Annotated in this window: 19 protein-coding genes, 3 tRNA genes and 1 pseudogene; 10 read left to right on the top strand and 13 right to left on the bottom strand. The window is 67.4% G+C overall.

Features of this window, described 5'->3' with window-relative positions; genetic code table 11:
- Positions 1 to 10 precede the first annotated feature (10 nt).
- A complete protein-coding gene (gene nrtL / locus CW359_RS16610; RefSeq protein ID WP_105970715.1) occupies positions 11 to 1,060 on the bottom strand; it encodes an ArgS-related anticodon-binding protein NrtL in 1,050 nt (349 codons plus the stop codon).
- A gap of 319 nt (positions 1,061 to 1,379) precedes the next feature.
- Complete coding sequence (locus tag CW359_RS16605) at positions 1,380 to 1,901, bottom strand: response regulator (RefSeq protein ID WP_105970831.1); 522 nt, start codon at positions 1,899 to 1,901, stop codon at positions 1,380 to 1,382.
- 152 nt (positions 1,902 to 2,053) lie between these two features.
- Here CW359_RS16605 and CW359_RS16600 point away from each other — a divergent pair.
- Together CW359_RS16600 and CW359_RS45295 are read left to right on the top strand one after the other, a co-directional pair.
- A tRNA-Arg gene (locus CW359_RS16600) sits at positions 2,054 to 2,125 on the top strand.
- Positions 2,126 to 3,817: 1,692 nt separating this feature from the next.
- Positions 3,818 to 4,342, top strand: a complete 525-nt coding sequence (locus tag CW359_RS45295) for a hypothetical protein (RefSeq protein WP_157968558.1) — start codon at positions 3,818 to 3,820, stop codon at positions 4,340 to 4,342.
- A gap of 978 nt (positions 4,343 to 5,320) precedes the next feature.
- On the opposite strand, the gene CW359_RS16590 is transcribed toward CW359_RS45295, so the two are convergent.
- The 5 genes from CW359_RS16590 to CW359_RS47330 form a co-directional block, all read right to left on the bottom strand.
- Positions 5,321 to 7,063, bottom strand: a complete 1,743-nt coding sequence (locus tag CW359_RS16590; protein ID WP_105970714.1) for an ABC-three component system protein — start codon at positions 7,061 to 7,063, stop codon at positions 5,321 to 5,323.
- Complete coding sequence (locus CW359_RS47575) at positions 7,041 to 7,307, bottom strand: ABC-three component system middle component 6 (RefSeq protein ID WP_105970713.1); 267 nt, start codon at positions 7,305 to 7,307, stop codon at positions 7,041 to 7,043. Before CW359_RS47575 ends, CW359_RS16590 begins: the two co-directional genes overlap by 23 nt.
- On the bottom strand, positions 7,304 to 8,242 hold the full coding sequence (locus CW359_RS45290) for an ABC-three component system protein (RefSeq protein WP_157968557.1): 939 nt from the start codon (positions 8,240 to 8,242) through the stop codon (positions 7,304 to 7,306). Before CW359_RS45290 ends, CW359_RS47575 begins: the two co-directional genes overlap by 4 nt.
- A gap of 966 nt (positions 8,243 to 9,208) precedes the next feature.
- Positions 9,209 to 9,532, bottom strand: a complete 324-nt coding sequence (locus tag CW359_RS16570) for a hypothetical protein (protein ID WP_105970710.1) — start codon at positions 9,530 to 9,532, stop codon at positions 9,209 to 9,211.
- Positions 9,533 to 9,545: 13 nt separating this feature from the next.
- Positions 9,546 to 9,695, bottom strand: a complete 150-nt coding sequence (locus CW359_RS47330) for a hypothetical protein (protein WP_157968556.1) — start codon at positions 9,693 to 9,695, stop codon at positions 9,546 to 9,548.
- Between CW359_RS47330 and CW359_RS16565 the strand changes: the two are divergent.
- Positions 9,691 to 10,176: pseudogene (locus tag CW359_RS16565) on the top strand (hypothetical protein); the annotation flags it as partial. The gene CW359_RS47330 and the pseudogene CW359_RS16565 sit on opposite strands and share 5 nt — an antisense overlap.
- Positions 10,177 to 10,189: 13 nt before the next feature.
- Here CW359_RS16565 and CW359_RS16560 read toward each other — a convergent pair.
- The 3 genes from CW359_RS16560 to CW359_RS16550 all read right to left on the bottom strand — a co-directional run bounded on the left by CW359_RS16560 (position 10,190) and on the right by CW359_RS16550 (position 12,676).
- Positions 10,190 to 11,116, bottom strand: coding sequence for an aminoglycoside phosphotransferase family protein (locus CW359_RS16560; RefSeq protein WP_198655252.1), 927 nt, complete (start codon positions 11,114 to 11,116; stop codon positions 10,190 to 10,192).
- A gap of 96 nt (positions 11,117 to 11,212) precedes the next feature.
- A complete protein-coding gene (locus CW359_RS16555) occupies positions 11,213 to 12,019 on the bottom strand; it encodes a hypothetical protein (RefSeq protein ID WP_105970708.1) in 807 nt (268 codons plus the stop codon).
- Positions 12,020 to 12,310: 291 nt separating this feature from the next.
- Complete coding sequence (locus tag CW359_RS16550; protein WP_105970707.1) at positions 12,311 to 12,676, bottom strand: hypothetical protein; 366 nt, start codon at positions 12,674 to 12,676, stop codon at positions 12,311 to 12,313.
- Positions 12,677 to 12,806: 130 nt separating this feature from the next.
- On the opposite strand from CW359_RS16550, the gene CW359_RS16545 reads away from it, so the two are divergent.
- Both CW359_RS16545 and CW359_RS16540 read left to right on the top strand, forming a co-directional pair.
- Entirely contained in the window at positions 12,807 to 14,525 is a 1,719-nt protein-coding gene (locus CW359_RS16545; protein WP_198655246.1) for a fatty acyl-AMP ligase, read from the top strand.
- Positions 14,526 to 14,658: 133 nt separating this feature from the next.
- Positions 14,659 to 15,267 (top strand): response regulator transcription factor, encoded by a 609-nt coding sequence (locus tag CW359_RS16540; protein ID WP_105970705.1) that lies wholly within the window; start codon positions 14,659 to 14,661, stop codon positions 15,265 to 15,267.
- Positions 15,268 to 15,358: 91 nt separating this feature from the next.
- Here the strand turns inward: CW359_RS16540 and CW359_RS16535 are convergent, their stop codons facing one another.
- The gene (locus CW359_RS16535; protein ID WP_157968555.1) at positions 15,359 to 16,807 is read right to left on the bottom strand and encodes a sensor histidine kinase; all 1,449 of its coding nucleotides are present in this window, start codon (positions 16,805 to 16,807) and stop codon (positions 15,359 to 15,361) included.
- A gap of 378 nt (positions 16,808 to 17,185) precedes the next feature.
- Between CW359_RS16535 and CW359_RS16530 the strand changes: the two genes are divergently transcribed.
- A complete protein-coding gene (locus tag CW359_RS16530) occupies positions 17,186 to 18,025 on the top strand; it encodes an AfsR/SARP family transcriptional regulator (protein ID WP_198655245.1) in 840 nt (279 codons plus the stop codon).
- Positions 18,026 to 18,174: 149 nt separating this feature from the next.
- Here CW359_RS16530 and CW359_RS45840 read toward each other — a convergent pair whose 3' ends face one another.
- Positions 18,175 to 18,345 carry a hypothetical protein gene (locus CW359_RS45840; RefSeq protein WP_198655244.1) on the bottom strand — a complete coding sequence of 57 codons (171 nt, stop codon included), beginning with the start codon at positions 18,343 to 18,345 and terminating at the stop codon, positions 18,175 to 18,177.
- A gap of 61 nt (positions 18,346 to 18,406) precedes the next feature.
- Complete coding sequence (locus tag CW359_RS16525) at positions 18,407 to 19,411, bottom strand: bifunctional lysylphosphatidylglycerol flippase/synthetase MprF (RefSeq protein ID WP_105970702.1); 1,005 nt, start codon at positions 19,409 to 19,411, stop codon at positions 18,407 to 18,409.
- Between the two features lie 175 nt (positions 19,412 to 19,586).
- On the opposite strand from CW359_RS16525, the gene CW359_RS45280 reads away from it, so the two are divergent.
- From CW359_RS45280 to CW359_RS16515, 4 genes are all read left to right on the top strand, one after another.
- A tRNA-OTHER gene (locus CW359_RS45280) sits at positions 19,587 to 19,673 on the top strand.
- Positions 19,674 to 19,689: 16 nt separating this feature from the next.
- Positions 19,690 to 19,776, top strand: a tRNA-OTHER gene (locus CW359_RS45275).
- Positions 19,777 to 20,020: 244 nt separating this feature from the next.
- On the top strand, positions 20,021 to 20,329 hold the full coding sequence (locus CW359_RS16520; RefSeq protein ID WP_105970701.1) for an acyl carrier protein: 309 nt from the start codon (positions 20,021 to 20,023) through the stop codon (positions 20,327 to 20,329).
- Positions 20,330 to 20,372: 43 nt separating this feature from the next.
- Entirely contained in the window at positions 20,373 to 26,723 is a 6,351-nt protein-coding gene (locus tag CW359_RS16515) for a type I polyketide synthase (RefSeq protein ID WP_105970700.1), read from the top strand.
- Positions 26,724 to 26,754 lie beyond the last annotated feature (31 nt).

The following is a 26,754-nucleotide window of genomic DNA, read 5'->3' as shown; positions in this document are numbered from 1 at the left end:
GAGCGACATGTCAAAGATATTCGGGTGCGTCGATGCCGAGCAGGGACAGGCCGCCGGCCAGCACCGTCCCGGCGGCTTCGGCGAGCGCGAGCCGGGCCCGATGGGCGGCCGAGGGTTTCTCGTCCCCGATGGGCAGCACGGTGGGCACGAAGGCGAGCGTGGCATCGGCGACGGTGACGAGATGCCGGGCAAGCCGGTCCGGGGCGCGGTGGGTGGCGGCGCCGAGGAGAAGGCGGGGGTGGTCGGCGAGGGTGGCGAGGAGGGGGTGGGCCGCGGTTACGTCGGCGAGATCGCCGGGGTGGGCGGTGAGGCCGAGGTCGACGGCGTTACGGCCGAGCGCGCGGGTGCGGGCGTAGGCGTAACGCACCCGGAAGAGGGGGTTGCTCTCCCGCTGGACCAGATGCTCGGGCCCGAGCCGGGGCCGGTCGTGCGGGGCGGGGTGGAGAAGGGCCCAGCGGGCGGCGTCGGGGCCGAGGGGGGTGGGGTCGGCTGGGGCAGGGGGCAGGGTGCGCAGATCGAGGACATCGGGGACATCGGGGACATCGGGGATGAGGATGTCGACAGTGCCTTGCGGTTCACCGCCGCCGCGCTGGACACGCACCCGGACCCGACCCCCTTGGGTGGCGACGATCCGCGTGACGGCCTCGGCGACGGCGTCGGCGCGGGGCTCGCTCCTACCGGGCAGCCGCAGCTCCAGCACCTGCCCGGCGAGGGCGTCGCTGTGCCCGTACCGCAGCCCTTGGGTGCGGATCTCGCGTACGAGGGCGGCAGGGGCGGCGCTGTCGAGGCTGATATTGAGGAATCCCGGCCCGGTGATCTCGACGTCACGGACACCGGGGGCACCGCTGATCCGCTCGCGCAGCACTTCGGCGACGTAACGGGGGGTGCGGCCGGCGGGGCGGGCCAGCTGAAGGGCGATGTTGGTGGCGTAGTCCCCGGTACCGCCGGCCCCGGGCACGGAGACGACGGCACGTGCGGGGACGGCGACACTCAGTTCACCGGCGTCGACAGCATGGCGTACCGCGCACAGCACGGTACGGGAGAGCTCGACGGGGGTCACGGGACAAGCGTATGGGAGGAGGGGGGTGGGTATGCGACTGGGTTTGGGGGGGTCCGGAATGTGGACGGGCGGGGAGTGGGGGTGGCGAGGAGGGGTGGGGGGAGGCTGGGTTTCGGAGACGGGCGGGGGCCGGGGCGCGGGCCCGGACATGAACGCGGGGGCGGGGCTGGGATACGGGGGCAGAGACGGACGCGGGCTCCGACGCGGGCGTGGCCTCGGGCTCGTATACAGGCTCGGGCTCGGGCTACAGGTTCGGGCTCGGATGTGGGCTCGGGCCCAGTCGTAGACCGTAGAGGGAGCCGACGGAACGGTGCCCGGTTCAGGCGCCGGCGGCTCGGCCGGCGCGCTCGGCTTCGCCGGGTGTGCCGAGTGAGCCGATGGAAGGGGGCCCCAGAGGACCGACCGAAGGCCCGAGAGAGGTAATGGAAGAGGGACCGAGGGCGCTCTCCAGAGTGGCGCCGTCTCTCCCCCGCTCGGCCAACTGCTGTACGAGGCTGATGAGTTCGGCGGGATCGAAGGGCTTGGCAAGGAAGGCGTCGACCCCGACCTCGAGCCCGGCCTCGACCTCGTACTGCGAACAGGCGCTGATGATGGCGAGGGGCAGGTCGCGGGTACGGGGGTCGGCGCGCAGATGGGCGGCGGTACGCAGGCCGTCGAGGCGAGGCATGGCGACGTCGAGGGTGACGACGTCGGGGCGCACCTGATGCACGACATCCAGACACTCGGCACCGTCAGCCGCGGTCACGACCTCGAAACCCTCCAGTTCGAGGTTGACCCTGATCAGCTGCCGGATGACCTTGTTGTCGTCGACAACAAGCACCCGGCCGGACACGCCTGGCACAAGTCGAGGGTAGGTCGAGACCGGCCACCGCGTCCGGCTTTTCCCCACTTCCACGACGGCGACCTCGTCCGCGACGGCCCCCAAAACCCGTTCCTGATCACCCCGAACGAGCTGGTAGTGTTCTACCCGTCACCGCGCAACGCGCAGGACACGCCCCCGTAGCTCAGGGGATAGAGCAACGGCCTCCGGAGCCGTGTGCGCAGGTTCGAATCCTGCCGGGGGCACCTTGAATGAGGTGCCTAAAGACCCCGCCATCAGCGCTTCAGCTGAGGACGGGGTCTTCGCGTGTGCGCAGGCGGATGCCGTCGAAAGCAGCTGTTTGCCAGTGGTCACGTAATGGTGACGTAATGATCTTGATGTCTCTTCCGGCAGGTCAACGGCGATAATCCGCCCCGCGCGGGTCTGGCCCATCGAGTTGCGCGCCGTGACATCACTCGCTCTTGCTTGCAAGGCCAATGGCTAGCATCGCTCCAGCAGCGGCGATCACGACCGCGCAGATCAGGTAGGGAGGAGCCGCGCCCTGACATCCTGGCCACTTGTGGAACGCTGCGGATACTGCTGCCCCACATGAGTACGTTGCACCATCCACGTCGCTGGTAAAGCTGACAGGCAACAACGCGACGACAACAGCAACGGCACCTGACGCTACGGCAGCGAGTTTGGCGCGGGTACGAGACGGCACTTGCGTCCTCTCACGGGAGCCCATGCCGTCGGCCTGGCAGCCAGAGTGATCGTATGACTCCACGGAGTTGCCAGTCGTCGTCTTCGCAGTTCTCTCGAAAAGACTCCAGAGCACGACGAAAGCCCCGGATCTCGCCGAGGCTTTCGCTAGCGGCACCGTAGGACCGCCCCAATCGTTGATGCCCTCTCCACGCCATCAAGGCTCGCTGCGCTCACTCGTCCAGCGACCGATGGCGCTCCTCGAACGCTAGCCGCAACTCCCACCCATGCGCATCGAGGGCCGCTTCCGGCTCGCACGCCGCCGCCACCACGATCCGGCCTCGAAGAGGGAACAGAACAACAGCCGCCAGGCGCCAACTCTCCCGTTTCGGGGGCCATCACGCACCCATTTCCACCCAATTGCCTACACACGTAGGTCGGATCAACCGAGGGCCGCGCCGCCCGTCCGTCGCCACACGCAGCGGCCACATTCCAACACGGGCACGGGGGCAGATGCGATCCCCAACGGTGCAGGCCAACGACGCTTTGTACTACCGAAAGAGGACGGATCGTGGTGGCGGTGGCACGCGGACCGACGCGGCCAGAAGCGCAGGCATACGAGCGACGCGACGAGTCGACGCCAAGCCGCCGGCCGGACGGCGGGCGTAGCCATCCAGGAGGGGAAACCCGACGTGGCCGGGGCGGTCGGCTCCGCGACTTTAGCCAGCCACTTTGGGGGGAGCCTCGAAGATCATGGCCCCCACGTCGCGCTTTAACGGGCAGGTCCACAGCCTGCCCGACGCGCCGGAGGCTTACGGGGCCATGATCACTCCCCCAAAGCAGCTCCCGGCCAAAGTCGCTCCATCGACCTTGGAGCAACCCTCAGCTCCTGCAACAGGGCACTCCATCCGGGCTGGGAATACAATGACGCCATGAGAGGAGTTCCACACTCAAGTGCTGAATTTCATCACGGGGTTGACCTCAAAGTTGAGGTTTCTACCAATGACCACCAGGGGGCATCTCAGGGCACGACGGCTGGCTGGAGATCACGCTTAATAATCTCACGTTGATGAACATGCCGAATGAGTTCGGCCATACAGATCGTCTCGCCGTCCCGGCTGGAGAAGACTTCAAACTGGCCTTGTTCGCAAGTGGCCTTGAGTGGGCACGGCGGGAGCTACACAGGCTAACTAAAACGGACGTCATAGACCCCGCGAATAGGACGCCGAAGCATCTCATCTGAGAGGTGGCGGGTCATGCAAGCTTGGGAAGTAAGTCTGGTAGTCGCTGGCTTGGGTGCGCTCGGAGGTATCCCCAGCGCCCTACTCTCCGAGGACAAAGGGTTCGCACTACCCCACAAGGTAGATGCGCCGGACAACACGAAAGTTATTCGCCCTGGTTTCCTTGGGCACATCATCGTGGGAGCTTTTGCGGCGTTCTTGTCATGGACCTTCTACGGCCCTCTTACGGGTAACTTCATCATCGGAGGGCCGGACAGCGAACCAGGCAAAGACGACTTTGGCCTGACAGGGACAGCCGTGGCAGGCGCAATCGGTGTGGGTATAGGCGGGGCACGCTGGCTTGCCAACTATGTGGACAAAGAGATTCTCCAAAAGGCGGCAGCGACTGCTGCGGGGCGTCAAGCTGACCAGCTGGCGCAAAACAAAATCGCCAATGCCGATCCCAGCGAAGCTCTCGAAATCGCCATGAAACTACCGGTTCAGGGGGATCAAGTCCGTGCGGCTGACAGCCATACAATCACTACGATTGAGGGCGGTTAAGTCGGCCCGGGTGAGCAGTGAGCTCCCCGATCACGTGCGTGGAAGCACCCGGCCAGCCTTCCGATCGGCCAGATAGAGCTGTATCGGATCACCGCCCCGCATGCCGACGAGCATGAGGTAGTAGGCGTCAAGCTCCCGGGCACACCGCGCGCACACCCAGCCGTAGACTGGCTTTTCGGTCCGGCAACCGGCTCCACACCGCTCGCATGTACCGCTCGACTTGGTCTTGGACTCCCCACTCATGAACGCGAGTCTGCGTGGTCGAGACATCCGCCACAAGACCACTTGTGGCCGTGCCACTCTCGTGCCAGAACGAGCAGGGAACAGCGGGGAATCAGGGTTCAGAGCGGGACCCCCCGAAGATCAGTCCAAGCCCAGATGTCCGCAACTCAGAGCCGTGATCGCCCAACCTCGCTCCTAAAGCGGTGCCCACTCGCCTGTCCGACGTACGCCAGTGCAGGCCACCAGTGTGCCGCCCTCTTCGGTGAGGAAGAGCATGAAGATCCATGCCCTATCGGCAGCTGTGAGTTGCCCCAGCCGGTCGGCTGAGGAACTGCACCGCTCGATCCAGTCCCAGAGTCTCGATGCTCTTCCGCCGCGTTTGCCGAAGCTGGCGCGTATAGGTCCGGGCAAGCAACTCGGCGGCGAGAGTCCCATCCCATGCAACGTGGTTAGCGCCGCTGGGGAGGGCAGCCAGGGCAGCCATGGATGCCTCGTCGTCGCCGGTCAGCAGCCGCATCAACAGATACCGTTCCATGGTCACTTCCTACGGGATCCTGTTGTACAGCAGTGAGGTACAGCGACCCTCTCGCCCCTGAGTGACCGACAGCAGCCGTAAGGCCCCACCGACCAACTCCGCAGCCCTCAGTGACCATCCCGCCCATAGTTCGCATCGAGGGGGCGAGCACGTGCAGCAATGACTTGACTCGGTCATTGAGACTCCGCCAACCTTCGCGAAAAAACAACTGCCGCGTGTATTTAAAAGCGGAATCCGAAAAGGCCCCCATCTTCCAAGGCATCTGTCAGACGCGGTTCGCGCACAAACGGAGCATCATCGAACCCCAGGCGAACTGCCTTAGCTAGGTCGTCAGAGTTGATCGTCGCAATGTACTGCATTCCCTCCTCTGTGCTTACTTCTGCAGCAAGCGCAAAAGCCTTTACTAGTTGCCGCTCGTCAACACCGTCAAAGAGATGGCTATCGTGTACAAGGAAGTCCGGGCCACGCCCGTGCCGGTGCGCCAGAACAGAAATTGCGAGATCGAAACAAAAGATGACCATGTTTCCGATGCCGCGACTGTTGTCGCTGCGGATGTACGGCGTGATTTGGAGATTCTCACGACCTGCCTCGATGCGCAGGTAAGCTTCTCGCTCGCCGTACAACTCTCGCGCAAACCGCGAGAAAAGCAGTGTCGCCTCAGCTTGCTGCTCACGTCGCTCATTAAGATCAGTTGCGACAGCTTGTTGTTGTTGCAAACGCTGGGTCGTTATTTGCCGCGCGCTGGCTTCAAGTGCTTGAGCTGCCTCATATCGGTGGCGCAATGCCTCAACGTTCGCCCGCTCGCGAGCCAAAGCCTGCTGAAGAGCCGTCAGAGCTTCGAGAGCACCGCCTTCACTCAGCGTACGCAAAAGCTGTGCTTGCTGCTCGCCGAGCCGAGCTCGCTCCCCTCGCCGCTCAGCCAATCGAATTGTTATGGCCTCGATTTCAGCTTCAAGGAATACCCGACGGTTCCGCACCACAGATTGATGGAAGGTTTGGACATCTTCAAACCGTCGCCGGACTTGATCTCCAAGCAGTATGCCCAGTTCACGGTATGCCGACTCCACGTAGTCAACTGCAACATCTCTGGCCTCCGTAACGGCTTGCTGCAGCTCTTCGAGGTTGCTTTGGTCAATGATGTCTTCTTGTGCAAGCTGCTTGATTCGTCGGGCTAGTACGTCCGCTTCCTGTTTTACACGCTCGTATTCCGGAACCACTTGGAAATCAGAAGTCTGATCTTCCAAGCGTCGAAATTGCGCCTCGGCGAGAGTGATCTGACCGCGCAGGTCTGCGGTCGAACCGACAATCCGACCCCATACGGGATCATTAACCGCCTTAAGCAACTGCGTACGAGTGGCCTTCTGCGCGGAAAGTTTGCGGTACCCATCGGCCAGCTCATAATCAAGACCCAAGAGGTAGGCCAGATTAGTTGCAGCGTCGGCTTTCCTCTGCTTGGAAAAACTCTCTGTCGCCTGATTAAATCCATGCGCGGACGCCCGCCGAACCAAGAAAGACAGCATAGTGCGACCGCTCACGCCAGAAGCACCTGAGCGAACACCAAAAAGATCCTTCTCGATTAGCTTGTTCCACTCATCAAGCGAAACCTCTGCCGGCCCTCCTGCCGAGAACATCTCCTCTTGTCTGCCCGAGCGCATATCCGGATCAAGTTGCACTATGTTAGGTCGACTGGCCCGGCGCCCCACAGTCAGAGCGCCATTATTGGGCCAATCCATCTTCAGGTGAAATCTGATATTACGAAGATTCGCATCACTCACTAGCGAACGCTTGTCTACACGCGCACCAAGCAGGAAGTGGATAAGCTCAATGAGACTTGATTTGCCAGCACTATTGCGACTGTCAGTCGCTGCGGAGGAGGCCCTCTTCTCCGCCACAATCAAATTCATTCCGCTGGTGAATGATGCGGTTTTGAACCGCGGGTCGTCAGCGCTGAGCTGATGCAGCATGGATCCTCCTCGCGACAAGCAAGTCCTGGCGAAGCTCCACGGCGTCCAAGCTGTACAACATATCCAGCGCTAGGACGAACCATTCGAACGACACCGGAGAAAAGTGTTCATTGTCAGCACGCCATGCTTTGAATCGCGCCCATGTTTGACTCACAGTACGCGGTTCTTCAAGTTGCATGAGGATCTGTGCACCAACAGCCAAGAGGCACCGGTCGGGAGAAATCCCTTTCGTAGGAGTAATCATGCAGACGCCTCAAGGGTATGCGCAGTCCATCCCGGTGGTGGAACTTCGAAGATGTCACATCGGTCGAAGAAATGAGCTAGAACTATCCATGCTGCGCGATGCACCTTGGGATGCTGTCGTTCATTTCCAAGGACGTACATTTCCAGTTGCCAAAGGACTTCCTCAGCCTCCTCCCATTCTGCTTTCAGATGCTCGTAATAAATTCGGAACCCTTCTGCAACCTCGTCGTGTTCGATCTCCCTCAATGACCCGTCGTAAAAGGCCTCGACGAGGTGGGCCTGTCGCCTTCCTTTCTGCAAGTCTTCGCGGGCCTCTTCATCCAGGCGGTTATAGTCCATCTTGGTAGGCGGCACATCGTCCAGAGGCATCAAGGGATCAGACTTAACCCTAAGTTCCCTCAGATGCTTCAGCAATGGGGCAAGGTCTTCCATTCCGACGCCATACACGACTGGGCGTACGGGTATCTCGCAGTCAAGGACATCTTCCACTGACTCAAGATCTAGGCGCATACACTCTTGCCAGAGACGCCGGATACCCATCTGCTCGAATTCCAGATTAGAATTTTCGGCTTTCGCGTCAACCAGGAGTGTTGCGATCTCCGGATGCATACCTCTGCGATCGTTATGGACAAAGACAAAGGCATCGAATTGCCCCGACCGCTTTTGTTTCGCTTTCTTCAAGTCTGAATTGAACTTAGCTTTAACGTCGGCCGCATTAAAGGCGTGAGGTGCATAACTGGCGAACAGCTTCCTACTGTGGAGCGTCAGCCCGTCGGCCCCCTGATCTCCGAGATTTCCGTGAGTGCGCACATCGAGAAATTCGGGGTATCGTGCACACATCAAATCATGGAAGAAGTCCTCGAAAGCAGACCCGGCCAAATCGCTCATGCGTTCAAGAAAGCGGATACGCGCGAACAGCCGTTGCTCGTGGCTCATCCTCATATAGCCCCCCTCACCCCTACGCATAACGTATCTCTTCGTGATACCCGCTGGAACCAGCTAGACACAACTTGTCACGGGCTAACGTCACCTAGCTGGGACCCGCCCTAGTCTCGCCACCGCCCCGAACCACACCAGCAACCAGCGTGTGTTGGGTCCGTCTGGAAGGCCTCGGTGACGCAGAGAGATCCTGACGAGCTGTCGGAATCTCGGAATAGACACTCTGCCAGCTTCTTGCTGCTCTGGAAGCCTTCCACACCTAGTCTCAATCGAAGGCTCCGGGAGAGCCGCCCATAACAGTCGCACCACGGGCGCACCAGACGAGCGGGGAACAGCAGGGAATCAGGGGGGGGCAAGCTCACCGGACCGAAGAGGCCGTCACACAGCCGTCCATGCAGGTCAACGTCAAGATCAGCCGCCAATGCCCTCAGCTTCCCAAGCTGATGTCACCGTTCGACCTGCCGCTTCGTCCGGGCTGCGGCGCTGGGGCGTCGGTCCCGGCCGAGCGGCAGGCGAGCCTGACGGCCCGGTACGCCGGCAAGCAAAGGAGCCCCGTACGACAGCGCGGGGGACGGTGTCGTACGGGGGCCAGGCCAGCGGATCGAGCGAGCAGTCTCGGACCGCGAACCGCTGGCGTCTGAGGAACGGTTCAAGCCGCCGGCGTTTCCTACCGCATGGACGGGGATGTTTCAGCCGCTGTGCCATGCAGCTCTGCTTCCAGTCCCGCCGTGATCAAGTTCGCCAGTAACTCGGCCCCTTCAGGGTGAGCGGTCCCGAGTTGTACCGGCCCGTCGCCGAAGACGCTCACGTCGGCCAGCAGACCGGGGAAGTCGGTGTCCAAGGCCAGCAGGACAAGTTGGTCGGCCAGGGGCCCGCACTTCGTCGTGCGCGGTTCCAGCCTCAGACGTATGGCACGCCGGGCATCAGGTCTTCCGCCCGATTGGCGACCGGTCGGTCATGGCGTCAGGTTCTTCCCTGGCGTTCCTCGACGGTGGTCGGTGCATGGTTGTCGTCGTCGTCACGGTCTGCGCCGAATCCGTTTGTCAGGGCCAGGCGCAGGAGTTCGGCGAGACGCTCGGCCGTGTCCGGGGTTACCCGGCCCAGCTCGACGAGGCCGTGTCCGAAAGCGTTCAAATCCGCGCGCAGGTACAGGAAGTTCTTCTCCAGGCCCGCGTGCATGAAAGCATCCCGCAAAGCCGTTGTCGCGTTTCGGGCCGCGTACCATCCGGCGCTTTCGAGAGGCGACCACGCGGCAGCGTCGCGCCCGTCTGGTGGCTCATCCGGCATCGGTGGTCGGCTCCTAAGGGAGGGCGGCGACCGCCGAGTACGGGGTCGGGTACTGCTCGTCGAAGCGGTCCATCCTTGCCAGGAGTTCCGCGGAGGCGACCAACGTCGTTGCCAGGGCGACCGGACGCAGCGGATTGGCCTCCGGCCGGCGCGTCGGCGCCATGGAGGCCCGTGCCCTGGCGCGAACCGGTGATGTCAGCGCGTGCGAGGCCGTGTTGAGCGCGGCGACGAACGCCCTGGAGAGCCGGAACAGCGGTGACGAGCCCGAGTGGATCAGTTACTTCGACGAGGCCGAGCTTGCCGCCGAAGCGGCGCACTGCTTCCGGGACGTGAACAGCGCTTGCAGGGCTGTGGCACACGCTGAGAACGCCATGAGCGGCAGCCACGTGCGGAGTGATTTCTTCGCGACCATGGTTCTGGCGGACGCCTATCTACGGGCTGGAGAGACCGAGGAAGCGTGTCGCGTCGCGCTCGATGCGCTGGATCTCGGTGAGCAGCTCAAGTCCGGCCGATGCGTCAGCTATCTCGCCGAGTTCCGGCGGAACCTTGCCGCCGCCAGTGTCAGTGCCATCTCGCGGAGCTTTACGGGGCAGGCTCAGGAACACCGGTTGTGGATGGCCTCGGAGACTCAGCTCAGCATCTGAATCTGAGTGCACCTCAGAACGGACCCCACTCGTCTCGTCCCTCGCCGGTTCTGAGCGACCGCACTCGTCGGGCAAACTCCGCCGCGGAACGGTCGCTGGCACCGACCTGGTGGCCGAGCCAGGCAACCATCATCAGTTCGCGGAGATCCGCCAAGGTCTCGTAGCCGGGCCAGTTCATCAGGTCGAAGCCGTAGCGGTGGACGAACTCCGTGTACTCCGTCTTCGTGTGCCAGCCGTACCTGTCGTAGAACATCGCTGTCTGGATCAGGTCCCACTCGCGCGGGGCCAGGGAGACGCTGTCGAGGTCGATCAACGCCGCGTGGCCATCCCGGTGGCGGAGCACGTTGCCTATGCTCGCGTCTCCGTGGATCAGCCCGAAGGGGAGCACGAAGTCCAGCCGGTCGTAGTCCTTGTGGAGGTTCGCGGTCCGCTTCTCCAGGAACCTACGGTCGTCCTCCGGTACGCCGTTCATCTGCCTCAGGGACGCCGACAGCTTCGCGAACGGATCGAAGTACGGGAGTCTCAGGGACTCGGGCTCCTCAAGCCGGTGAAGCCGGCGGAGCAGATCGGCCAGCTCGCCCACCGTGGCGTACTCCTCGTGCTCCTGCACGCTCTCCCAGAACGTCACAACCCTGCCGCCGACCACCAGCGGTTGGGAGACGTCCGCCAGTACTCGGGTAGCCGGAAGATCCTCCGCCTCCAGCCACCTTGCGACCCCCACCGCCCGCTCCATCTCCTCCCGGACATCGGGGTCACGGGCAACACGGACGATAGTCGGCGACGTCGATAACCTGTACACGGCGTTGGAGCCGAGCCTCAGCAACTCGGCGCCGTCCGGGTCAAGTTGGGCCGTCGCGCACGCCTCGCGCAGGACAGGCCCGAGGCTTTCCGCCGTGAACTCCGTACCGCCGTCCTTGCCCTCGCCTCTGCCCGAGATCATGCCTTCGACCATACGGCGCCACCCAGCACCCCGACAGGTCAGCCACGCAATGGGGGCTTCGCGTATGTGCCGCCGCAGGCGAATGCCGGCGCGCGCTCACTCAGCGTCCAGGTCGATCCCTGACAGTTCGGGGACCGCCCCGAGGAAGGCCGCTACGTCGGGCAGGCTGTCCGCCCGCTCTTCGAACGCCTCGATCCGTCGTGCGAAGTCGTTTGCCAACTCGTCGAGTCGTGGCTGGAGGTCGGTGTGGGAGGCGACCGTGATCGCGTCGTAGTAGTCGACGTCGCTGCCGATGGTCAGGTCGACGAAGATTTCCGTGTCCCTGATGACCGAGGGCAGGCTGGGTCTGGACGGGCCGGACAAGGCGGTGACGAGATCCTTCAGGCGGGCGGGGCCGGGGGTAATCGCGAAGACAGTGATCTCCGAGGACGCGTCCAGCAGTACGGCCTGCAGTAGGCGGACGAGGTCTCGGGGGGTCGAGAGATTGAACAGGCCGGCGCGGTTGGTGTCCTTCCAGGTAGTTGGCCGGAGACCAGCGGCAGTTGATTGTCCCGGGACGAAGCCGTTGTCACGCACCTCGTGCGGAACCTCTGCTTCGATTTCGTACTCCCAGTCGACGAGTATCGGCTCGCGTCCCAGAGTCTGCGCGGCCTCTTCCCGGTAGTAGGAGGGGATCGCGTATCTAGCCAGTCCCGCGGTCAGGCGCCAGACCAGACCGGTGTAGACGGCCACCTCCTCCGTGTTGTTGTTGTTCACCGCGTACTCGGTGAAAGGCGTCGGCTCGGGTGGCCAGTCCTGGAACAGGCCCGGCCAGTGACGGGTCACGGCTGTCTGCGCGCCGGGAAGGTAGCGGTAGACATTGATGCCCTGTTCCGGTGCGTACTGGAAGTGAAGGGGATGCACAGTCGTAGTTTGTTCCTCGTTCCGCTCGACGCTTGTCCTGGCGATCCGATCGCTGCATGCGCGCCGAGCGGGCCGGTCTCCAGGCATGACGACGTCGCGACCGCGTTGCTCCGCCCGATTCGTCAGCCGTCTCGCCGAGGTGTAGAGCGATGGGTGGATTCCGCGTACTCCGCCGATTTCCCCGTACTTCGCCTTCGTGTGCCCGGTGTATCGGTCGGGGCGAGTCGAGTGGGGCTTTGTGTGTTTGTGTTTGCCGCGCGGAGTTTCTCGTGGTCCTCCGTAGCCGGCCGCTTACTTCGGCTCGGGCTTGTGCAGCAAGTGGGTCAGCAGCAGTGCGCCTCCCGCTGCCGCCCCTACCGCTCCTGCTGCCAGGAAGCTGTGAGATGAGCGCCAGGAGAGTACCGACCAGCGGGAGTGGGCCGAGAACAGGGAGCCGGTGCTCAGCCAGGAGCCTGTGGAGAGGAAGGAGAGGGACGAGCCGATCGAGGCTACCGACAGGGCGCTTCCGATCGAGGCCACCGACAGGGCCGAGCCCACGGAGCCCACGGACAGTACCGATCCCACCGAGCCGATCGACAGCACGGAGTCCTGGGACCACAGGGACAACACTGAGCCGGAGGAAGGGCACCTGGTCGGCTGTGCGGGCTGTTTTGTCATGAGGCCATCTTGCCGGGCTCGGGGCCGGTTCGTGTGTTCGAGTGGGATTCGAGGTGTGGTGGTGAGACTGGGCGGTCACTTGCGCGGTGGACGGACCCTGGGGGATGAACGAGTGAATACCGTACGCACCTTGCCCGATCTCCTGATCCGGCGGGCGGAGGCGGAGCCGGAATCGGTGGCCTACTCGCTGCTCGACTGGTCCGTCGAGGAGGGCGGGCGGGAGCGGATGCGGGTGCGGCAACTGGGGTACGGGGAGTTGGACCGCGCCGCGCGGCGGCTGGCCGGGTGGTTGCTGGAGCGGGGGTTGCGGGGCGAGCGGGTGCTCGTTCTTCAGCAGCGGCCCGAGTCGTTCATCGTGTCGCTGTTCGGGTGTCTGTACGCCGGTGCCATTCCGACTCCCTGTCCTGTGCCGGAAGGGCGGCGCAGTGCGGACGAGAGGGTGCTCAGTGTCGTGCAGGACGCCCAGGTCTCGCTGCTGCTCACCGACCGGGAGTGGGCCGCCGACGTCTCCCGGCTGGTGTCGGCGGTGGGGCGGGCCGACCTGCCCTGTCTGGCGCTGGACGACTCGACGGAGTTGCCGGACGCCTCGGACTGGCGGCCTCCGGGGTGGGACCCGGACTCGGTCGCCGTACTCCAGTACACCTCGGGGTCGACGCGGGAGCCGCGCGGTGCCCGGCTCACCCATCGCAACCTCCTTGCCAATCAGGAGGAGTTGGTGGCGTTGCTGGGTACGGGAAAGGGGGCTCGTGTCGGTGGCTGGCTGCCCTTCCACCACGACATGGGGCTTTCGGGGCAGTTGCTGCATCCGCTGTGGTTGGGGACCACCGGTGTGCTGATGTCCACCTCCGACTTCACCCGTCGCCCGGGGCGGTGGCTCCGGGCGGTGAGTGAGTGCGGGGTGACCGTGAGCGGGGGGCCGGACATCGCCTACGAGCTGTGCACCCGCAAGGTCACCGACGAGGAACTGGCGGAGCTGGATCTGTCGGGGTGGCAGGTCGCGGTGAACGGTTCCGAGCCGGTGCGGGCCGAGACGATGGACGCCTTCGCCGAGCGGTTCGCGCCGGCGGGTTTCCGGCCGAGCGCGTTCGTGCCGGCGTACGGGCTGGCCGAGAGCACCCTGCTGACGGCCGGGCGGCGGGCGGGTACGGGCGGTCCGCCTCGGCCCTTCCACGCGGACATCGCGGAACTGGAGCTGGGGCGGCTCGTGCCGGCCGGTCCGGGGCGGCCCTTCCGTGCCCTCGTCGGCTGCGGTACCGCGATGGTGCCGCACAGCGACCTGCGCATCGTGGACCCGGACACCGGCCGGGTGCTGCCCGAGGACGGGGTCGGCGAGATCTGGACCCGTGGGCGGAGTGTGGCCGACGGGTACTGGAAGCGTCCGCTGGAGACACGGGAGACGTTCTGCGGGACGACCGTGGACGGCGAGACCGGGTTCCTGCGGACCGGTGATCTCGGGGCGCTGCACGGTGGGGAGTTGTTCGTCACCGGGCGGATCAGGGACATGATGGTGCTGACCGGGCGGAACGTGTATCCGCAGGACGTGGAGCACCGCGTACAGCAGGTCAGTGAACTCTTCGGCGCCACCGCCGTGTTCACCGTGGAACCCGACCGGGACACGCTGGTCGTGGTGCAGGAGGTGCGGATGGGGCGCCGGTACGACCTGGACCTGGGCGCGTTGGAGCGGGCGGTACGGGACTGTGTGGCGCGGGACTTCGAGGTGGCCGCCGTGAAGGTGGTACTCGTCAGGCCGGGGACGGTACGCCGGACGTCCAGCGGCAAGGTCCAACGGCAGGCCATGCGGCGGCTGTTCGGGGGCGGGCGGCTGCTGCCGTTGTTCGTGCGCGGTTGACCCCGGAGCGGCGCTCGCGGCCCAACTCGGTTGTGCGAAACGGCTGTTGATCTTTGGCGTTCGTTGGCCGGGAAGGTACGGTTGCGACTTGCCGGGGATTTTCGGGGGCTCGGCATCTGGCAGGAGGAGACGCATGATCCGCGTGCTGCTTGCCGAGGACATGCACATGGTTCGTGGTGCTTTGGTCGCCCTGCTCTCGCTGGAACCGGACATCATGGTCGTGGCGGAGGTCGACGACGGTGACCGGGTGGTGCCCGCCGCGCTGGAGCACCGGCCCGACATCGCGGTCCTCGACGTGAACCTGCCCGGTACGGACGGACTGACCGCCGCTGCCACGCTCCATGAGCTGCTGCCGTCGTGCGGCACCCTCATGCTGACCAGTCTCGGCAGACTCGCCCCGTTCAAGCGGGCGTTGAGCATGCGGGTGTCCGGGTTCCTGCTCAAGGACGCGCCGCCGGAGCAACTGGCCAGCGCCATAAGGAAGGTGGCCGCCGGGGAGCGGGTCGTCGACCCCGAGCTGGTGCTCTCGGCCTGGGACCATGCGCAGAGCCCGCTCACCGCCCGCGAGCTGGAGGTGCTGCAACTGGCCGCGCAGGGGGCGCGGGTGGGTGAGATCGCCGGGGCGCTGTTCCTCTCCGCGGGGACCGTCCGCAACTACCTCACGACGATCGTCAGCAAGCTCAACGCCCGCAATCGGGTCGACGCGATCCGTATCGCCCAGGAAGCGGGCTGGCTGCCCTGAGGGCCGGGCCGCCACCTGACGGGTACGTGAGGTAGTTGCGCCCGGCCGGGTAATGGAGGGGGCTCCACCTCCGCCCCCTCCCCCACCACCCTCACGGCTCAGCGCCGTACCCCCGTGGAGTCGGTGTCGACGCCGGGTGTTTCCAGCCGAGCAGGTGGTCGCAGCGGGTCGCGGCGGTGCCCGGGACGCCGTTCGGGTCGGGTCTCTGGGCTCGTGGGTCGCGGCGGCGTTCCTGTTCCGGGCGCCAGTCCCGGGCGCCGGAGGACAGGAGTTGCCGGCCGCCCCAGTGGCCGTCGGCCGTGTCGCCGGTGGCCCAGCCGTCCGGGACCTCGGCCAGCATCTCGAAGTGGCCGCCGGGGCGGCGGCCGGCCGTCAGGGTGCCGCCGACCGCCGCCAGTCGGGTCTCCAGGTTCGTCAGACCGCGACTGCCCCGCGAGGGCGAGGACTTGGGGCCGTCCGCTCCGTTCGCTCCGTTCGCTCCGTCCACGCCACCCGCGTCGGCCGCGTCGTACTCCTGGTCCGTGCCGTCGTTCAGGATGCGCAGGCGCAGGCGGGTGCCCCTGCGGTCCAGCGCTATCTCGCAGTGCCGCACCTTGCTGTGCTGCAGCATGTTGGTCACCGCCTCGCGCAGCACGATGGCGAGGACGGTGCCGGTCCGGCCCTCCGGCGGGGGCACCGATGTGCGTACGTCCACGTCGATCGAGGCCGATCGGAGCAGGGCCACGCACTCCTCCAACTCCGTGGCCAGCGACAGCGATTGATAGCCGTGAGCCACGTGGCGTACGTCGCTGAGGGCCTGACGCGAAATGGTCAGGATCGACGTCAGCTCCTCTTTGACCTGTTCGTGCCGGTGCGGAACGTACCGCATCGCCACCTCTGTCTTGAGCGTGATCGCCGAGAGGCTGTAGCCGAGCAGATCGTGCAGGTCACGGGCGAACCGCTGGCGCTCCTGGGAGATCGCGTAGCCCAACCTCGCCTGGGTCCGGCGCAGTTCGGCCATCAGGTGGGCCATCCGGCTGATGGTGTAGATCGCCAGGCCGGTGACGAGGGTGGACGAGGCGGTGGAGGTGACGAACGCGAGGCCGTTGTGGCGCAGGCCGGCGAGCACCGGGTTGCCCGCCACGACCGCGAGGAAGACCTGCCATTTCAGCCGGGAGGGCAGCAGCAGCAGTACGGACCCGGCGAGGAAGTCGCCGGCCGCTTCCCAGGGGTTTCCCAGCCAGTGCAGCGGCACATAGGTGAGCAGCACCTGGGCGGACAGCGCGGCGGCGCGGTAGCGGACGCCGCGGGCCGCCGAACGTGGCCGCGCGTGCAGGATCTGCAGGGCGCAGAGCACGGAGAAACAGGCGGCGCACGCGACCACTTGGAGCGCCGGGGCGCCGGACGCGTAGGTGTCCACCGACACCCTGGCGAGATATCCGGACAGCACGGCGTACAAGAGGTAGGTGGCGAATCGTGACGGCGGCACCCGGGTCCTGGTGTCGCCGTCGGCCGGTTGTCGACGTCCGGTCCACTTCGTGAACCCTTCACCGCTCTCCATCGAAACCCCCGTTTCCGGGCACGCAATCCACGCGAGCCGCATCTGCAGCATACGTAGGCTCACGTCAAGAAAAGGATCAAGTTTTCCCGTCCAAGAGCATTTTCGGCCCAATTACGAAACGTTCGGGACGGGCGTCGCGATATCACCGCGGAACGGGGTCCGTCGAGGGTGAACGACATGTTTTCGATGTGCGTTTCTCATGTGTGCGGAAGGTGATTCTCCCGCCCGAGTCACGACTCCCTCACTGGCGTGAAACGTGCCCGACTCCCAGGCTTGAGGTGTCGTGCCCGATGCCGCGGTGCCCCCCGAGCCATGGCGCACTTCGGGCCACGCGTCCTGCCAACTGTCACCAGTCACCGGGAAGGAGGCGGATCAGCGGTGCAGATCAAGCTCCTTGGTCCGTTCATCGCACGGGAACACCACGGGTCCATCGTCCCCAGCGCGGCGAAACCGCGGCAGATCCTCGCCCTGCTCGCCCTGCGTTCGGGCGGCATCGTCCCCGCGGCGACCCTGATGGAGGAACTCTGGGGCGACCGGTCACCGCGCAGCGCGCCGACCACGCTGCAGACGTACATCCTCAAGCTGCGGCGCCTGTTGGAGCAGGCGCTGACCCCGGGGGACGACCTGCCGGGCATCTCCGGCGACGGCCGTCCGCACGCCAAGGAGGTGCTCATGACCCGGCACGGCGGCTATCAGCTGGACGTCGAGCCGGGCGCGATCGACGCCCAGGAGTTCGAACGGCTGCAGGGATTCGGCCAGTCCGCCTTCGCCGCCGGTGACTTCGCCGCCGCCTCCACCCTGCTGCGGCAGGCGCTCGCCCTGTGGCGGGGCCCGGCCCTGGTGGACGTACGGACGGGGCTGGTGCTGGACATCGAGGTGCTGCGGCTGGAGGAGGCGCGGATGACCGCGCTGGAGAGCCGGATCGCCGCCGACCTGCGGCTGGGGCGGTACGGCCAGGTGCTCAGCGAGCTGGCCGTCCTGACCGCCCAACATCCCCTGCACGAGGGGCTGCACGCGCAGTTCATGGCGGCCCAGTACGCCTCGGGCCGGGTCTGGCAGGCGCTGCAGACGTACCAGCGGCTGCGTGCCACCCTCGGCGCCGAGCTGGGCATCGCGCCGAGTGCGCGGGTGCGGCGGCTGTACGAGGCGATGCTCGCGGCGGACTCGTCGCTGGACGCGGGGGTGCCGGCCGGGCCCGTGCTGCGGTCACCCGTCTGAGCCGGGGGCATCCGAACCGCCGTACCCCCAGAGGGATGTCGAAGGGATGCCGAAGGGATGCCGGGACGACGGTGAGAGGGGCGGCGGTCCGCGGGAGTGATCCCGTGGGCCGCCGCCCCTCTCGCTGTGGGCCGGGGTCGTCGCCGCGGTCAGCGGGTACTGGACTCGGCTGTCAGGCGCTCGTCCAGACTGTGCAGGGTGGTGGCGGCCGTCTCGGCCGTGGGGATGTCGTCGGGGGCGCCGATCATGGCCATCAGCGACTCCACGAGTGCCTGTCGCAGTTCGTCCGTGGAGCGGGGGTCGCGGGCGGCGATCGTCATGTGGTCCTCCTTGGTGGGGTGTTCGGGCGTGCGCTGTTCGGGCGTGGGGCGGCTGCCGGCGTCAGAACGCGTTGCAGGCACGGAAGATGTGGGCGAAGCCGGCGATGGACGCGGGGCCGTCGAAGGCCACGTACTCGGGCAGTACGGCGTGCGGGGCCCACTTCTCCTTGTAGTCCAGCTGGGACTGCGCCGGGTACAGCGCGGCGCCCTCGGCCCACAGGAAGTGCATGAGCCACTGGAAGGACGGGCTGTGGCCGGGGAGTTCGTTGTCCTCGGACAGACCGGTGAACGGGGTGAAGCCGAAGTGCAGCCACTCCACGCCCTCCTCGGTGAACTTCTCGATGGCGGCGGCGTTGATCGCCTCCATCAGGCCCGGGGAGCCGCCCGGGATGCGCCGGCTGAGGTCGTGCATCCAGCCGCTCCTGGTGCCGTAGACCGGTGAGTACGAGATGTAGCTGACCGGTGCGCCCTCGATGCTGCCGACGAAGAGCCGGCGGTGTCCCTGGGCGGGGCCGCCGACCTGGCCGACGAGGAACTCCAGGGGCCGGGCGTGCTCGCCCTTGGAGCCCAGCCAGGCCTCGTCGATGGTGGCCAGCGCCGTCTCGCACTCGTCGGCCGGTACCTCCTCGACGACCAGGCCGTTGCGCAGGGCGCGGGAGATCTTGTTGCGCAGCTGCATGAAGCGGGTGCCGCGCAGGCTGAACTCCGGCAGGTGGACGGCCCAGGAGGCGCCGATCTGGTTGACCGTGAAGCCGGCCTCCCGGTACCGCTCGGCGTCGGCTCGCTGCAGTTGTACGGCCACGAGGTCCAGCTTCTCCTCGCGGGCGTGCTCGCGCAGTCCCGTGAGGAGCTGGGCGTAGGCGCCGGGGGCGGCGAAGGGGCCGCCGAACTGTACGAGGTGGCGGCCGGTGCGGCGGTGGACGGCCACGCCGTCGACGCCGGGGAGGGTGAGGACGGAGTTCCCGGTGTTGAGGGCCAGGAACGAACTGGGATTGTCGGACTGGGTGTGTGTCCTTATGGCTCGCAGGACGGGACTGTCCAGGGTCGTTGCGCTTGTCGTCGACACAGCGGTCCTTCCTAGGTGACGCGGTTCTTCTCCGGAAAGTAGAGCACCGCCGAATAGAGCGGCGGTAGAGCGGAATGAGGGCCGAAAATCCGCGTCAGGGCGGTGTCAGCGCTATGTCAGAGGGGGCTGGCACAGTATTTCTTGTGAGCGGGACGGGAAACCGGAACGAACACAGGGAGAGGTGCCCGGAGCGGCTTATCGGGGACCAGGTGATCGGTCGGATCCTTCGGGGTCCACGCAGGTTCGAATCCTGCCCTCTCCGCGCAATACCAATACAGGGAGAGGTGCCCGGAGCGGCTTATCGGGGACCAGGAAATCGGTCGGATCCCTCGGGGTCCACGCAGGTTCGAATCCTGCCCTCTCCGCGCTGTGCCATGCCTCGCCGACAGGGCCGGGTGGGCCGGAAATCCCCCTGCGGCTGGGGTTCCGGTCCACCCGGTCCTGTCGCGCGCGTGGGCTGCCGGCCGGGTATCAGTGACCGGTCAGGGGGGCGTCAGGGCGGGCTGATTGCATCTGCTCATCCGTTCTCTGACTCTATTCCTCTGACCGTATTCCTCTGACTGTATTTCTCTGTCCTCGTTTCCCCGTCCGCCTTCCACGGAGCATGCAATGAGCGAACAGGCCCCGGCGGTGGAGCAACTGTCCTCGCTTCCCCGGTCCGAGCGGTCGGAATTCCTGGAGAGCATCGTCGTCGCGGAGTTCAAGGACGTCCTCCTCATGGGCGGCGACGAGATGTTCCCCATGGATCAGAGCTACTTCTCCCTGGGCTTCACCTCACTGCGCATCATGGAGGTGAAGACCCGGTTGGAGAAAGCACTCGGCTGCGTACTGAGCACGACCGTGCTGTTCAACAGCCCGACCATCGAGAAGCTGGTCGAATACCTGGCGGACGAGGTTCTCGCCGACCTCATTCCATGACCGCTGCGGGCTATCGAGAAGATCGAGAAGAGGGAAGACCGTAATGGCGACGACCGTCGAGCAACACCCTGAGCCCATCGCGCTGGTCGGCATGGGATTCCGTATGCCGGGCGGCAACGACTCCCCCGAGGACTTCACCGAGTTCCTGAAGGCGGGCGGCAACGGCATCCGGCCCGTGCCCGAGGACCGCTGGGACGTGGCCGCGCTGACCCCGCGGCCGGAGGCGGCGGCCGGGGACGGCTCCGCCGCCGAGCCGGAGCGGGGCAAGGTCAGGACGACGGGCGCCGGTTTCCTGGACGGGATAGACCAGTTCGACGCCCAGTTCTTCAACATCTCGCCCAAGGAGGCCTCGTTCGTCGACCCCCAGCAGCGGCTGCTGCTGGAGACGGCCTGGCAGGCCCTGGAGCAGGCCAACATCAACCCGGCCACCCTGCGGCACGGCAACGGCGGCGTCTACATCGGCGCCAGCTCCATCGACTACGCGCTGGAGATGGAGGGCCTGCCCTACGAGGAGCTGGACGGCCATCTCGCGGCCGGCATCACGCTGTTCCCGCTGTCCGGACGCCTGTCGTACTTCTTCGGGCTGCGCGGCCCGAGCCTCACCGTCGACACCGCGTGCGCCTCGTCGCTGACCGCGACCCATCTGGCCGTGGAGGGCCTGCGCAGCGGGGCGTGCGACATCGCGCTGGCCGGCGCGGTCAACTGCCTGCACCACCCGCGCATCTTCGTGATGTTCTCGAACGCGAACATGCTGGCACCGGACGGCCGCTGCAAGACCTTCGACGAGGACGCCGACGGGTACGTACGCGCCGAGGGCTGCGGTGTCCTCGTACTGAAGCGGCTGTCGGACGCCCGGCGCGACGGCGACCGGATACTCGCGCTGATCCGCGGCACGGCCATCGGGGAGGACGGCGAGAGCGCCGGGCTGACCGTGCCCAACGGCACCGCGCAGGAGACCGTGATCCGGGCGGCGCTGCGCAACAGTGGGCTGACGCCGTCCGACATCCAGTACGTCGAGGCGCACGGCACCGGCACCCCGCTCGGCGACCCGATCGAGATGGGCGCCATCAGCGATGTGTTCGCCGACTCGCACACGGCCGAGCGGCCGGTGACCGTGGCGTCCGTGAAGACCAACATCGGGCACACCGAGCCGGTGGCCGGGATCGCGGGGGTGATCAAGACCGTGCTGCAGATGCAGGAGGGCACGATCTTCCCGCATGTGAATTTCAGCAAACCCTCCGGGCGCATCCCGTGGGGAAACATCCCGGTGACCGTGCCGACCGAGAACCGTCCCTGGACGGCTGAGGGCACCCGGCGGGCCGTCGTCAACAGCTTCGGCTTCGCGGGCAGTATCGCCGCGGCCGTCCTGGAGGAGCCGCCGGTCCTGCCCGCTGCCGGGTCTCCACCGGCAGCGGACGGGGCCGGTGAGAGCGGCGCCGACGAGGGCGGGCACGTCTTCACCCTGTCCGCCAAGTCGCGCCGCTCGCTCGCCCTGCAGATCGAGCGCTACCGGCAGCACCTCGCCGACCACCCCGACGTGGACCTCGGCGACCTCTGCTACACCGCCCACGTCGGCCGCAGCCACTTCACCCACCGCGTCGGCGGCCTGGTCACCGACCACGAGTCGCTCGCCGCGCTGCTCGACCGGCACGCCGGGACCGCCGAGGCCGCGGCCCCCCGCAACGCCGTACGCAAGACCGCCTTCCTCTTCGCCGGCCAGGGCTCGCAGTACCCGGGCATGGGAGCCGCCCTCTACCGGCAGTTCCCGGTGTTCGCCGCCCGGGTCGACGCCTGCGACGAACTGTTCGCGGCGAAGCTCGGCCGGTCGGTGCGCGAGCTGATGTTCGCCACCGGGGAAGGGGCGGCCGAAGAACTGAACCAAACTCTGTACGCGCAGCCCGCGCTGTTCACCCTGGAGTACGCGCTGGCCGAGCTGTGGATGTCGTGGGGGCTGCGGCCCAACGCGCTGATCGGCCACAGCATCGGCGAGGTCACCGCGGCGGCCGTGGCCGGGCTGTTCGGCCTGGACGACGCGACCACGCTGGTGGCCGCCCGCGCCCGGCTGATGCAGTCGGTGTCCGCGCCGGGCGGGATGGCCGCGGTGGGGGCGCCCGTGGAGGACGTGGCGCCGCTGCTGGAGAAGTACCAGGACCTGGCGGTGGCGGGCGTCAACTCGCCCGAGCAGACGGTGATCTCGGGCGGCGAGGAGTCGCTGGCCGAGGCCATGGCGGCGTTCACCGAGCGCGGTCTGCGGGTCAAGCGACTGACCGTCTCGCACGCCTTCCACTCGCCGCTGATGGCGGAGGTGTACGACGCCTTCCGCGCCGAGATCGCCGGTATCGAGTTCCACGAGCCGGAGCTGACGCTGATCTCCAACGTCACCGGGGAGATCGCCCGCTTCCGCGACCTCGCCACCCCGGACTACTGGGTGCGGCACATCGGCGCCCCCGTCGAGTTCGCCAAGGGCATGCGCACGCTGGAGCGCCGGGGCCGGCACGCGATGGTGGAGATCGGCCCGTCGCTCGGGCTGAGCGCCCCGGCCAAGCAGTGCGTCACCGCCCAGGACCATCTATGGGTGGCCAGCCTGCATCCGCGCGACACGGACGGCCGCACCGTCCGAGGCGCCCTGGCCCAGCTGTACACGGCCAACTTCGCGCTCTCGTGGACCGGCTTCCACACCGGCCGCGAGCGCCGTACCGTCCCGCTGCCCGGCTACGCCTTCGACCGCAGGCGCTACTGGCTGCCGACCGGCGCCAACCGGCACGGCCTGGGCGCCCGGATCGCCGACACCGCCGACGTACGGCACCCGCTGCTCGGCGCGGAGACGACCACCGACGAGCAACGCACGGCAGGCGTACGGGAGTTCTGCACCGTGATCAGCGCCGCGAGGCCCGGCTACCTCGCCGACCACGTGGCGATGGGCAAGGTGGTCTTCCCCGGCACCGGCTATCTGGAGATCGCCCTCGCGCTGCAGGACACGGTGTTCGGCCACACCCGGCGGGCGGTCGGTGACGTCGCGCTGCGCGAGGCGCTGCTGCTCGACGCGGACGCCCCGACCCGGCTGCGGACCCGGCTGCGCCCGGCCGCCGACGGCACCTCGCTGGTCGAGGTGGCCAGCCTCACCGGCAGCGGCCGGGACGAGGTCGAGCGGCTGCACGCCACGGCGGTGCTGTCGGCCGAGGACGAGGTGCGGGACGGCCCGAGTACGGCGGCGCACGCGCTGCTCGGTCTCGCGGCCGGCGGCGAGCGGCCCGTGGACCTGCTGCGCTCCGACGACGTGTACGCCGCCTACGCGGGCGCCGGTCTCGACTACGGACCCGCGTTCCGGCTGATGCGCTCGGTCACCCGCTTCCCGAGCGGGCTGACCGTCGGCGAGCTGCGCGGGGTGACCGCGGGCCCGCTGGAGCATGTCCCGCCGGCGCTGCTCGACGCCGCCATGCACAACATCGGGGCGCTCGCCGACGACGGCAACTCCTATCTGCCCGTGCGCTTCGGCCGCTTCACCCTCTTCCGCAAACCGCGCGCCGAGTCGCTGCGCACCCTGCTGCGGCTGGTCCCGGCCGACTCGCCGGACGTCGACGTGTGTGCCGATGTACTGGTGCTTGAGGGCGACGAGCCGGTCATGGAGCTGCGCGGGCTCGGTATGAAGCAGCTCGCCGAGGCGCCGGGCGCGGCGCGCCGCAGCTTCTTCCACCAGCTGCGCTGGACCAAGCGCTCGGCGACCGCTCAGGACGGTGTCTCCGACCGCCGGGTACTGCTGGTGGGCCGACCGGCCGACGGCTTCCAGGAGGCGTCGGCCCGGCTGGCCGAGGCCGGCGGCCGGACGGTCTTCGCGGACGACGCCGACGAGGCGGGCGCCGTACTGGCCCAGGAACGGATCACCGACGTCTGCTGGTTCTGGCGGTCCGACCCGGACGCCGGGAGTACGGGAACTGCCGGGGGCGCGGCGGGGCTGCGGGCGGAGTCGGAGCGGAACTACGGGCGGCTGCTGGCCCTGCTCGCGGTGCTGGACCGGCACGGCTTCGGGCGCGACCAGCGGCTGTGGCTGGTCACCGAGCAGGCTCAGCTGCTGCCCGGGGACGACCCGGAGCGGGCCCGGCCGGCCGGGAGTTCGCTCTGGGGCTTCGGGGCGGTGATGCTCAACGAGTACCCGTCGTACCGGACCACGCTGATCGACCTGCCGGCCGACGGCACCGGTCCGGACGCGCTGGTCGGCGAGTTGACGGCGCGGGAGAGCGGTGACTTCCAGGTGGCCTACCGGGGCGCCCGCCGGCATGTACGGCGGCTGGTCGCGGACGACGCTCGGGCCCGGCGGGACAACGGGTTCGGGCTCGCCGTGAAGGAGTACGGCACGTTCGCCGGCATCCGGCCGGAGCGGAGTGCGGAGGTGGCGCCCACCGGTGACGAGATCCAGGTCCAGGTGGCGGCGGTCGGCCTCAACTTCAAGGACGTGCTCAACGCCCTGGGCATGATGAAGGAGTTCGGCGAGCAGCCGCTCGGCTTCGAGTGCGCCGGTACGGTCGTCGCGGCCGGCCCGGAGGCGTCCTTCGCGCCCGGCGACGAGGTGATCGTGAACTACCTCGGGCTGATGCGCCGCCGGGTGACCGTGCCGTCGGCGGTGGCCGTGCGCAAGCCCGCCGGGCTGGACCTCGCCCAGGCCGCCGGACTGATCTCGGTGTACGTCACCGCGTACTACGCGCTGCACCGGCTGGCCGGGATGAAGGCCGGTGACCGGGTGCTCGTGCACGCGGCGGCCGGCGGGGTCGGGCAGGCGGCGGTCCAGCTGGCCCGGCTGGCCGGGGCGGAGGTCTTCGCCACCGCCAGCCCGCACAAGTGGCCGCTGCTGCGCGAGCAGGGCGTCGAGCACCTGATGAACTCCCGCACGCTGGACTTCGCCGACGAGATCGGGCGGCTCACCGGCGGGCGGGGTGTGGACATCGTGCTCAACAGCCTGAACAGGGAGTTCATCCCCGCCGGGATGCGGTCGCTGGGCGAGGGCGGCCGGTTCGTCGAGCTGGGCAAGGTCGGGGTGTGGACGCCGGAGCAGGTCGCGGCGGAGCGGCCGGACGTGTCGTACTTCAACTTCGACCTCAGCGAGCTGCCGCAGGACCGGCTGATCCCGCTCAACCAGGAGATCATGCGGGTGATCGTCGAGCTGGTGGAGGCGGGCAAGCTGCCGCCGCTGCCGGTGACCGCCTACACCCTGGACGAGGTCGAGGAGGCGTTCGGCGTCCTCAGCCGGGGCGCCAGCATCGGCAAGCTGGTGATCGGGTTCGACGATCCGTCGGCGGCCGAACCTCGGGCGGTGGACGTCCGGCCGGACCGGGTCTATCTGGTCACCGGCGGGCTGGGCGGGCTCGGTCTGGTGGCGGCGGAGAAGCTGGTGGACCTCGGTGCGCGGAAGCTGGCCCTGGTCGGCCGGCGCACCGAGGCGGCGCCGGACGTGGCGCCCCTGCTGGAGCGGCTGAAGGAGCGGGCGGAGGTGACCGTCCTCCAGGGCGATGTCTCCGACGCGGCGGACGTCGGCCGGATCACCGCGGAGCTGTTGCGCTCGGGCACACCGGTGGGCGGCATCGTCCACGCGGCGGGCACCACCGCCGACCGGCCGGTCGCCGAGCAGACCTGGCAGAGCCTCGACGAGGTCTTCGAGGCGAAGGTCTACGGCTCCTGGCTGCTGCACGAGGCCGCGGCGGCCTTCCCGGAGCTGGAGTTCTTCGTCGGCTTCTCCTCGGCGGCGCCGGTGGTCGGGGCGCCCGGCCAGTCCAACTACGCGGCGGCCAACGCGTTCCTCGACACGCTGATGGCGTGGCGCCGGGCGCGGGGCCTGCCGGGGCTGTCGGTGAACTGGGGGCCGTGGGCCGAGGTAGGGATGTCGGCCCGGCTGGACGAGTCGCTGATCCGGCGCTGGGAGGAGGAGGGCATCAAGCTCTTCTCGCCCGGCCGTGGGGCCCGCGCCTTCGCGTCGGTGCTGGGCCGGCCGCTGAGCCAGATCGTGGTCGGCGAGGCGGACTGGGACCGGTTCACCTCGGCCAAGCCGGTGCGCAACGCGCTGTACGAGCGGCTCGTCCAGCCCGGCGGCGGACAGTCCCGCACGCTGGACCTGGAGGACCTGCGCCGGCGGGCCCGGCCCGAACGGCTGGCGGCACTGGAGGAGTTCGTCCGGGCGAAGACCGCCGACGTCCTCCACCTGGAGGACCCGGACTCCATCGACCCGTACACCGAGTTCGTGCAGTTGGGCCTGGACTCGCTGGTGGCGGTGGAACTGAAGAACTCCCTGGAGGCGGCCCTACGTCTGCCGCTGCCACCCCAGCTGGCCTTCGACCACCCGTCACCGGCCCGGCTGACGGAGTTCCTGGAGCAGCAGCTCGGGGAGTCGGGGGCGGGGGCGGAGTAGAGGGCAGGAGGGCTGAGGGTTCGCGGAGGTT

This window comes from Streptomyces geranii (assembly GCF_002954775.1).
Taxonomy (GTDB): domain Bacteria; phylum Actinomycetota; class Actinomycetes; order Streptomycetales; family Streptomycetaceae; genus Streptomyces; species Streptomyces geranii.
The sequence above is the reverse complement of the archived record's forward strand: the minus strand, read 5'-3'. Positions and strand labels throughout refer to the sequence as shown.